Here is a 9,639-nt window from a genome sequence, read left to right as displayed (position 1 = left end):
GGCCCCGGCGCTGTTCGGCTTCAGCGTGAGCAGGCCGCCTTCGCGGTCCAGCGCCAGCTGCACGCCGAAGCCGAACAGCGCCGGGGCCATCGCACCGAACACGCAGTAAGTGGCCAGCAGATACTGTGGCGCGTGGCCGCGCCCGAGCAGGATGCCGAACAGCGCATAGAACAGCACCGGGAACAGCAGCGAGGGCACTGCGAAGGCGGGCGTGCGCCAGGCACGGCGCAGCTCGCACAGCGCTTCGGCGCGGTAGATCCGCCAGGTAGACGCGCGCGGGTGCACGGTCGGTACGGTGGTCAGGGTGTTCATGCGGCCTCCCGGGTCAGTTCGACGAAGGCGTCGGCCAGGCCGCCGCCATGTACTTCCAGTTCCTGCAGCTGCGGGTCTTCAGCCAGCAGTCGCGCCACCACCGGCTCGGCCGGTTCGGCCAACAGCTGCAGGCGCAGCCCATCGCGCTGCACCTCGCGCACCCCGGGCCAGGTTTTCAGCACGTCGGCATCCAGCGCGCTGCGGCAGCGGATCCGGCGCGGGGCCAGCTGCTGGCGGAACTGCGCCAGCGGGCCATCGGCCAGTACCCGGCCCTGTTCGATCACCACCACGCGCTGGGCCAGCGCTTCGGCCTCTTCCAGGTAATGGGTGGTCAGCAGCACGCCGCAGCCTTCGCTGGACAGTTGCCGGATCGCCTGCCACAGGGCCTGCCGGGCCTGGATGTCCAGGCCGGTGGTGGGCTCGTCCAGGAACAGCAGCTGCGGCCGCCCGCACAGCGCTATGGCGAACTGCACGCGGCGCTGCTGACCGCCGGACAGCTGGCCGTAACGGCGCCGTGCCAGATCGGTCAGCCCGGCCAGTGCCAGGCACTCGGCCAGCGGGCGTGGGTCGTCGTAGCAGGCGCTGGCCAGCGCGATCAGTTCGTCCACCTGCAGCACCGGCGGCAGTGCGGTGCTCTGCAGCATCACCCCGATACCGCGCCGGCTGGCACGCTGTTGTGGATCGCCGCCCAGCAGCTCGGCATGGCCGGCATCAAGGGCGCGCAGGCCCAGCAGGACCGAAATCGCGGTGCTCTTGCCCGCGCCGTTGCGGCCGAGCAGGGCCAGCACTTCGCCACGCTGCAGCGAAAAACTCACGCCCTGCAGCGCGGCGACAGCACCGTAATGCACCTGCGCATCGCGCAGCGTGGCCAGGGCAGTCGGGCAGGAAACAGACATCGGGACACTCCGTGACGGGTTCGGCACAGCGTCGCGCCACGGCGGGCGCGGTCCCAGTGGCCACCGTCAGCGCAAGCAGGTGACAGCTGTCACTGCCGTGGCCCCCGGTCGGCGGGCATGCTGTGCACCTCCCCGGCCCGGTGCCGGTTTGTCCCCGGCCGCCGTTGCGGTCACACTCGGCCCGATTCCCCGTCCAGACTCACGATGAACGCATCCGCTGAACTGCTCAAGGAACTCCGCATCGACCGCAAGGCGACCCCGCCGCCGTCCGCGCCCCGCCGTGGGCTGTGGATCGGGCTGGCCATCGTCGCCGTGCTGCTGCTCGCTGGCATCGGCTGGTTTCTGTTCGGCCGGCAACGCCCGATCGAGGTGACCACCGCGCCGGTGGTGGCCATCCAGCAGGGCGGCGCCAGCGGTTCGGTGCTCGATGCCAGCGGCTACGTGGTGGCGCGGCGCATGGCCACGGTGTCGGCCAAGATCACCGGCAAGGTGCGCGAGGTGATGATCGAAGAAGGCATGCGGGTGGAAGAAGGCCAGGTGATGGCCACGCTCGACCCGATCGATGCCAACGCCCAGCGCAGCCTGTCGGCCTCGCAGCTGGAGGCGGCGCGCAGCCAGCTGGCCGGGCTGCAGGCGCAGGTGGCGCAGGCCAACGCCGAAGCCGGCCGCCTGCAGACGCTGGTGGGCCAGCAGCTGGTGTCGCGCTCGCAGTTCGACCTGGCCATTTCCCAGCGTGACAGCCTGCGCGCGCAGCTGCGCACCGCCGAGCGCAATACCAAGGTGGCCAACGACGCACTGGCCATCGCCGACCTGGGCGTGGACAACAACACCGTACGCGCGCCGTTCTCCGGCGTGGTCACCGCCAAGGCTGCGCAGCCGGGCGAGATCGTGTCGCCGTTGTCGGCCGGCGGTGGCTTCACCCGTACCGGTATCGGCACCATCGTGGACATGGAGTCGCTGGAGATCGAAGTGGAGGTGGGCGAGTCGTTCATTGGCCGCGTGCAACCGAAGATGCCGGTCGAAGCCACGCTCAACGCCTACCCGGACTGGAAGATTCCGGCCGAGGTGATCGCCATCATTCCCACCGCCGACCGCGGCAAGGCCACGGTCAAGGTACGCGTGGCGCTGAAGGTGAAAGACCCGCGCATCGTGCCGGAGATGGGCGTGCGGGTGAGCTTCCTGGAGGCCGCACAACCGGCGCAGGCGGCCGCGCCCAAGGGCGTGCGCGTGCCGGCGGCCGCCCTCGTGGAGCGCGACCAGAACACCGTGGCCTTCGTGGTGAAGGACGACCAGCGCGTGGAACAGCGCACGGTCACCGCCGGGGCCACGCTCAACACCGACCGCCAGGTCAGCCAGGGGCTGAGCGCGGGCGAGGTGGTGGTGCTGGACCCGCCGGCGGAGCTGAAGGACGGCGGCAAGGTCGTGGAAGCGAAGCAGTAAGCCGTGCCGCCCCGCTGGGCGGCGCGACGCAGTGTGTGACCCGCGCGCCCCCGCGCGCGGCCTGGAACGTGCGCTACCCGTGCCGAGCAGGCGCGCAGGCGGGCCGCTGTCTGCCACTGCGCATCCCACCCGGGCACGGCCCTCATTCCGCCGCAGGCAGGCGCATGCCGCATGCCGCGCCGCCCTCGATTCGCCCTGATCCACGGAGAACCGTCCATGTCGACCCTGGTTTCGCTCCGCAACATCACCAAGACCTACCAGCGTGGCCCCGAGAAGGTGCAGGTGCTGCACGGTATCGACCTGGACATCCAGCGCGGCGATTTCGTCGCGTTGATGGGCCCATCCGGCTCGGGCAAGACCACCCTGCTCAACCTGATCGGCGGGCTGGACACGCCCAGCGACGGTGAGATCGAGATCGAAGGCGAACGCATCGACCGCATGAGTGGCGGCCAGCTGTCCACCTGGCGCAGCCACCACGTCGGCTTCGTGTTCCAGTTCTACAACCTGATGCCGATGTTGACCGCGCAGAAGAACGTGGAACTGCCGCTGCTGCTCACCCATCTGGGCGCGGCCCAGCGCAAGCGCAACGCCGAGATCGCGCTGACCCTGGTGGGCCTGGCCGACCGCCGCAGCCACCGCCCCAATGAACTGTCCGGCGGCCAGCAGCAGCGCGTGGCCATCGCGCGGGCGATCGTGTCCGACCCCACCTTCCTGATCTGCGACGAACCCACCGGCGACCTGGACCGGCAGTCGGCCGAGGAGATCCTGGGCCTGCTGCAGCAGCTCAATCGCGAGCACGGCAAGACCATCATCATGGTCACCCACGACCCCAAGGCCGCCGAGTACGCCACCCATACCGTGCACCTGGACAAGGGCGAACTGGCCAGCGCGCCAGCGGCCCACTGACGGAGGATGCCGCGATGAAGTATTTCTCGCTGGTCTGGGCCCAGCTGTTCCGCAGCAAGACACGCACGCTGCTGACCCTGCTGTCGGTGGTGGCCGCGTTCCTGCTGTTTGGCATGCTCGATTCGGTGCGCGTGGCGTTCAACTCCGGGGGCGAAACCATCGAAGGCGCCAAGCGGCTGGTGGTGTCCTCCAAGCTTTCGATCACCCAGAGCCTGCCGTTGCGCCTGCTGCGTGACATCGAAGCCACCCCGGGCGTGCGCAAGGTGAACTACGCGATGTGGTTCGGCGGCATCTACCAGGACCCGAAGAACTTCTTCCCCAGTTTCTCGGTGTCGGACAACTACATGGACCTGTACCCGGAGTTCGAGCTGCCGCCGGCGCAGGCCGAGGCGTTCAAGAACACCCGCACCGGCGCCATCGTGGGCGAGACCCTGGCCAAGCGCTTCGGCTGGAAGCTGGGCGACACGATTCCGATGCAGGCCACCATCTTCCCGCGCAAGGGCAGCAATGACTGGCCGCTGGAACTGGTGGGCATCTACCGGGCCAAGGACCGCAATAACGCCGGCGCGGAGAACCAGCTGCTGCTCCACTGGAGTTACTTCGACGAGTCCAACGACTACATCAAGAACCAGGTCAGCTTCTACACCGTGCAGCTGGACAACCCGGCCCATGCCTCGCGCGTGGCCCAGGCGATCGATGCGCTGTCGCTCAATTCCGACCGCGAAACCAAGTCGCAGACCGAAGCGGCATTCTCGCAGGCCTTCGCCAAGCAGTTCGCCGACATCGGGCTGATCGTCACCGGCATCATGGCCGCGGTGTTCTTCACCCTGGTGCTGCTGACCGGCAACACCATGGCCCAGGCGGTGCGCGAACGCATTCCGGAACTGGCCATCCTCAAGACACTGGGCTTCAAGGACGGCACCGTGCTGGTGCTGGTGATGGTGGAGTCGGTGCTGTTGATCGTGCTGGGCGGGCTGATCGGCATGGGTCTGGCCGCCATTTTGATGCCGGCGATCAGCGCCAACAGCCAAGGCATGATCAGCCTGCCGGGCGTACCGGTGCAGACCTGGGCGATGGCGCTGGGCCTGATGGCGGTGATCGGCGTGGTAGTGGGCCTGCTGCCGGCATTGCGCGCGCAGCGGTTGAAGATCGTCGACGCACTGGCCGGACGCTGAGGAGCCCCCATGAAGACGCACTGGATGTGGAACGTGTTGACCGTGCTGCTGCTGGCGGTGGCATTGGGGGTCTGGATCGTGCTGCCATGGCCGGCGGTGCTGGTTATCGCGGTGGCACTGGCGGCCTGGCTGCTGCTGACCCGCAGCGGGCGGCTGTCGCTGGCGGCCGCGCGCATCGGCATTGCCAGCCTGCCGCAGCGCTGGGGCGCCTCGTCGGTGATCGTGGTCGGCATTGCCGGCGTGGTCGGCGTACTGGTGGCGATGCTGGCGATGGGCGACGGCTTCAAGGCCACGCTCAACCGCAGCGGCAGCGACGACGTGGCCATCGTGCTGCGCGGTGGTTCGCAGGCCGAGACCAACTCGGTGATCATGCGCGACCAGCTGCCGCTGATCCAAAGCCTGCCCGGCGTGGCCCGAGGTACCGATGGCAAGCCGCTGGTGTCGGCCGAGCTGTCGCAGGTGATCAGCCTGCTCTCGCGCAGCGACCACAGCGACACCAACGTGCAGTTCCGCGGGGTCGGCGACAAGGCCTGGGAGGTGCGCAACACGATCCGCATCATTGAAGGCCGCCGCTTCAAACCCGGCCTGCGCGAGATCGTGGTGGGCAAGGGGGCCAAGGCGCAGTTTGAGGGCCTGGAGGTGGGCAAGACCCTGCAGCTGGGCAAGCAGGACTGGACGGTGGTGGGCGTGTTCGCCTCCAACGACGTGCACGAGTCCGAGCTGTGGGCCGACACCCAGACCCTGTCCACCACCTACAACCGCAGTGCCTACCAGTCGGTCAACGTGCGCACCGACGGCACGGCCGGGTTCGCCCGCTTCAAGGCGGCGATGGAGGCCGACCCGCGGCTGAAGCTGGACGTGGAAACCAGCCGCGCGTACTACAGCAAGCAGTCCGGCGGGTTGAGCAAACTGATCAGCATCCTGGGCACGGTGATCGGCACGATCATGGCCATCGGCGCAGTGTTCGGCGCGCTCAACACGATGTATGCGGCCGTGGCCACGCGCGCGCGTGAGATCGCCACCATGCGCGCGATCGGGTTCCGTGGCCTGCCAGTGGTGACGGCGGTGATGCTGGAAACCATGTTGCTGGCGCTGCTTGGCGGCCTGCTCGGCGGTCTGGTGGCATGGCTGGTGTTCAACAACTACACCGTGTCCACGCTGGGCAACAACTTCAGCCAGGTGGTGTTCCAGTTCCAGGTGTCGCCGCAGCTGTTGTGGACGGGGTTGAAGTGGGCGCTGGGCATCGGGCTGGTGGGTGGCCTGTTCCCGGCGCTGCGAGCCGCGCGCCTGCCGATCACTACCGCACTGCGCGAAACCTGAGACCGCAATAGAGGCACCCGCGCGCGCGTTTGCGCACACGCGATAGCAGGCCACGAACCGCATCCGCAAGGGTGCGGTTTTTTTTTGCGTAGCCACCCGTGGGGTGGCTCTACCGGGGGGAGGATGCTGAACGTTTGTCGTTGCGCGCGTCTGCCGGCACTCAAGTTGCAGGGTGCATCGCCGTTATCGGTGCCTCTGCCTGCATCGTTGCGATGCACTGCACACACGACGGCGTGCATTGGAAAAAGATAGTTCGCCAACCCGCGAATTTGTCAGCCATCGTTCATTTTTGGCTGTTTTTATGCTTTCAAGTGAAAGTAAAAATTTTGAAAAGTCATTAGACTCCCGCCCCCCGCGTCGTGATGTTGTTCCCCACGTCGCCCGCAAGGGCGCTTGTTTTTACTGAAAAGAGATATCGCACGGATGTATTTGAAGACCCACCCGCTGCGCAACGCGATTGCCATCGCGCTTGTTGCCAGCTGCAGTGCCCCTGCCTTCGCCCAGACCGCCACTGATGGCACCACCAATCTGGATCGCATTGAAATCACCGGCTCGCGCATCCGCCAGGCCAGCGTCGAGAGCGCCCAGCCGGTCGTCGCGCTGAACCGCGCCGAGATCGAGAAGAAGGGCTACGTCAACGTCGCCGACATCCTGCAGGACGTCACCGCCGCGGGTGCGCCGGCGATGAGCCGCGCCAACTCGCTGGAGTCGGGCCGCGATTTCGGCGGCATGTACGTCAGCCTGCGCAACCTGGGCCCGGAACGCAGCCTGGTGCTGATCGACGGCCGCCGCATGGGCGTGTCCGCCGCCGGCTATTCCGACCTCGCCTCGATCCCGTCCTCGATCGTGGACCGCGTGGAAGTGCTGACCGACGGCGCCTCGGCGCTGTACGGCTCGGACGCCATCGCCGGCGTGGTCAACATCATCACCCGCAAGAACTTCGACGGCGCGGAAGTGAACGCCTACGTCGGCCAGTACAGCGAAGGCGACGGCCAGAAGACCGGCTACAGCGCCACCTTCGGCAAGACCTTCGACCGTGGCTGGGTCACCGTTGGCGGTGAGTACTCCGACGAAGATGCCGTGCTGGGCAGCGCGCGTGAATTCACCGCCTACCCGAACGGTCCGCGCCACCCGACCGACGGCCTGAGCGGCGTCACCCCGTGGGGCTATGCCACCGTGGACGGCAAGAACCTGAGCGTGGGCCCGGGCGGCGACCCGACCCAGCTGGGCAACTTCGTGCCGGCCAACAAGGCCAACGACGCCAACACCAAGACCAACATGAGCCTGCTCACCGGCCTGCAGCGCAAGTCGGTGTTCGCCAACGGTGGGTTCTCGATCAACGACAACCTGCGCCTGGTGGCCGACGCGCTGTACACCGAGCGTGAGTCGACCAAGCAGCTGGCCGGCTACCCGTACCAGAGCACCGGCTCGCGTGCGCTGCTGTCCAAGGACAGCGCGTTCAACCCGTTCGGCCGTGACGTGGCGTTCGCGCACCGCACCGAAGAACTGCCGCGCGCCACCGAAAACAACCTGACCACCAAGCGCGCCAGCGTGGGCGTGGAAGGCAGCTTCGAAACCGGTTCGCGGTACTGGGACTGGAACGTGAGCTACATGTACAACCGCAACGAAGGCGAGCGCATCGGCACGGGCAGCATGTACCAGCCGAACGTCAACCAGTCGGTTGGTCCGTCGTTCCTGGATGCCAATGGCGTGGCCCGTTGCGGCAGCGTCGGCAACGTGATCGCCGGCTGCACGCCGTGGAATCCGCTGGCCCCGATGGGCTACACCGGCCCGGGTGCACTGGGCAACCAGGACGTGCAGGACTTCCTGTTCACCCGCTTCACCGACAAGATCCAGAGCACCACCAAGGTGGCCAGCGCGAACATCTCCGGCTCGCTGTTCAGCCTGTCGGCCGGTGACATCATGGGTGCCATGGGCTTCGAGCACCGCAGCGAAGAAGCCAGCTACGACCCGGACATGATGGTGCAGAAGGGCCAGATTGCCGGCACCTCCGGCCAGCCGACCCGCGGCGACTACTCGCTCAACGAAGCCTACCTGGAACTGCAGGTACCGCTGCTGGCCGACATGGCCTTCGCACGCGAGCTGTCGCTGGACATGGCGGCCCGTTACTCGGACTACAGCAACTTCGGTTCGACCACCAACACCAAGTTCGGCCTGAAGTGGAAGCCGATCGATAGCCTGCTGGTGCGCGCCACCTACGGCACCGGCTTCCGCGCACCGACGGTGGAAGATCTGTACGGCGGCACGGTCACCACGCGTGATTCGTACACCGATCCGTGCGACATGACCTTCGGCGCCGCCGCCAGCAACCCGCAGGTGCTGGCACGTTGCCTGGCCAAGGGCGTTCCGGCCAACTTCCACCAGCTCGCCGCCGACGGCAATGCCGCCACGGTTCCGGGCCAGCAGGGTGGTACGGACTTCACCTCCGGCTCCAACGCCGAGCTGAAGCCGGAAACCGCCAAGACCTGGACCGTGGGCCTGGTGTACAGCCCGGAGTTCGTGTCGGGTCTGGACCTGAGCCTGGACTGGTGGAAGATCCGCATCAACGACGTGATCGTCGGTGAGTCGGCCACGGACATGCTCAACCAGTGCTACGTGCAGGGCGTGGACGCGGCATGCAGCCGCTTCACCCGCAGCAAGTCGGGCAAGACGATCGGTCAGGTGAGCAGCCTGGACCGCACGCTGCTCAACGCGGGCTACCAGGAAACGGCCGGCTATGACATCTCGGTGCGTTACCGCCTGCCGGAGCTGGCGATCGGCAAGTTCGCGATCACCTGGAACACCACGTATGTGGATTACCTGGAGCGCAAGAACGACAACGTCGATACGACGCCGGTGCGGCAGTACACGGGCTGGGAAGGCAACTTCCGCGTGCGCTCGAACCTGAACCTGGATTGGCAGTACGGCAATCTGGGCCTGGGCTGGACGGCACGTTACTACTCGGGCATGCAGGAAAACTGCGCGTTCGCGACCGAGTGCAGCAACCCGGGCTTCAGCTCGCCGTACACCGGCAACCAGGGCATCAACAAGGTAGGTTCGAACACCTTCCATGACATCCAGATGCGTTACATCCTGCCGTGGAACGGCACCATCTCGATGGGCATGAACAACGTGTTCGACCACCAGGGTCCGATCATGTACAGCCAGCCGAACAGCAGCTTCACCTACTACGGTGGCTTCGACATCGGCCGTTACATGTACATGAAGTACCAGCAGCGTTTCTGATCCACGGCTTACTCTCTCCAAGCCGTTGAATGGAAGTAAGGCGGCGCCCTCGGGCGCCGCCTTTTTTGTTTCCTTCAGCTGGAAGCCCTAAATCAAGAGCAGTGCGGGACCGTGCGTTTGTCGGGCTGGGCTGGTGGGAGGGAGTTGGCGGGACACGCCGCAAGTACGTCCCTGTAGGCTCGTGAGCGCCATCGATGGCGCCCAACGGCCCCGCCAACTCCCTCCCACCAGCCCAAGACACATTGCGGGCTCTCACAGAAACATCTGGAGCAACAGCACGTCGCTTCCATGTGCGTTCCTGCTTGAGATTGTTGTATCTGGCCGGACCTTCTTCGCTGGGCAGC

General features: G+C 66.6%; 6 protein-coding genes and 1 pseudogene. 5 read left to right on the top strand and 2 right to left on the bottom strand.

Going from position 1 to position 9,639, the window contains the following annotated elements; translation table 11 throughout:
• Positions 1-312, bottom strand: a pseudogene (locus DBR34_RS10745) (ABC transporter permease); the annotation flags it as partial.
• A complete protein-coding gene (locus tag DBR34_RS10740) occupies positions 309-1,208 on the bottom strand; it encodes an ABC transporter ATP-binding protein (RefSeq protein ID WP_128096781.1) in 900 nt (299 codons plus the stop codon). The gene DBR34_RS10740 and the pseudogene DBR34_RS10745, both read right to left, overlap by 4 nt.
• A 204-nt stretch (positions 1,209-1,412) precedes the next feature.
• On the opposite strand from DBR34_RS10740, the gene DBR34_RS10735 reads away from it, so the two are divergent.
• The 5 genes from DBR34_RS10735 (at position 1,413) to DBR34_RS10715 (ending at position 9,295) form a co-directional block, all read left to right on the top strand.
• Positions 1,413-2,648, top strand: a complete 1,236-nt coding sequence (locus DBR34_RS10735; RefSeq protein WP_128096780.1) for an efflux RND transporter periplasmic adaptor subunit — start codon at positions 1,413-1,415, stop codon at positions 2,646-2,648.
• A gap of 216 nt (positions 2,649-2,864) precedes the next feature.
• Positions 2,865-3,554, top strand: a complete 690-nt coding sequence (locus tag DBR34_RS10730) for an ABC transporter ATP-binding protein (RefSeq protein WP_038691046.1) — start codon at positions 2,865-2,867, stop codon at positions 3,552-3,554.
• Positions 3,555-3,568: 14 nt separating this feature from the next.
• A complete protein-coding gene (locus DBR34_RS10725; protein ID WP_128096779.1) occupies positions 3,569-4,729 on the top strand; it encodes an ABC transporter permease in 1,161 nt (386 codons plus the stop codon).
• A gap of 9 nt (positions 4,730-4,738) precedes the next feature.
• Complete coding sequence (locus DBR34_RS10720) at positions 4,739-6,049, top strand: ABC transporter permease (RefSeq protein ID WP_128096778.1); 1,311 nt, start codon at positions 4,739-4,741, stop codon at positions 6,047-6,049.
• A gap of 423 nt (positions 6,050-6,472) precedes the next feature.
• The gene (locus DBR34_RS10715; protein ID WP_128096777.1) at positions 6,473-9,295 is read left to right on the top strand and encodes a TonB-dependent receptor; all 2,823 of its coding nucleotides are present in this window, start codon (positions 6,473-6,475) and stop codon (positions 9,293-9,295) included.
• The last annotated feature ends 344 nt before the right edge of the window (positions 9,296-9,639 follow it).

The sequence above is a fragment of the Stenotrophomonas sp. HMWF003 genome (genome assembly GCF_003061285.1).
Taxonomy (GTDB): Bacteria; Pseudomonadota; Gammaproteobacteria; order Xanthomonadales; family Xanthomonadaceae; genus Stenotrophomonas; species Stenotrophomonas maltophilia_AP.
The sequence above is the reverse complement of the archived record's forward strand: the minus strand, read 5'-3'. Positions and strand labels throughout refer to the sequence as shown.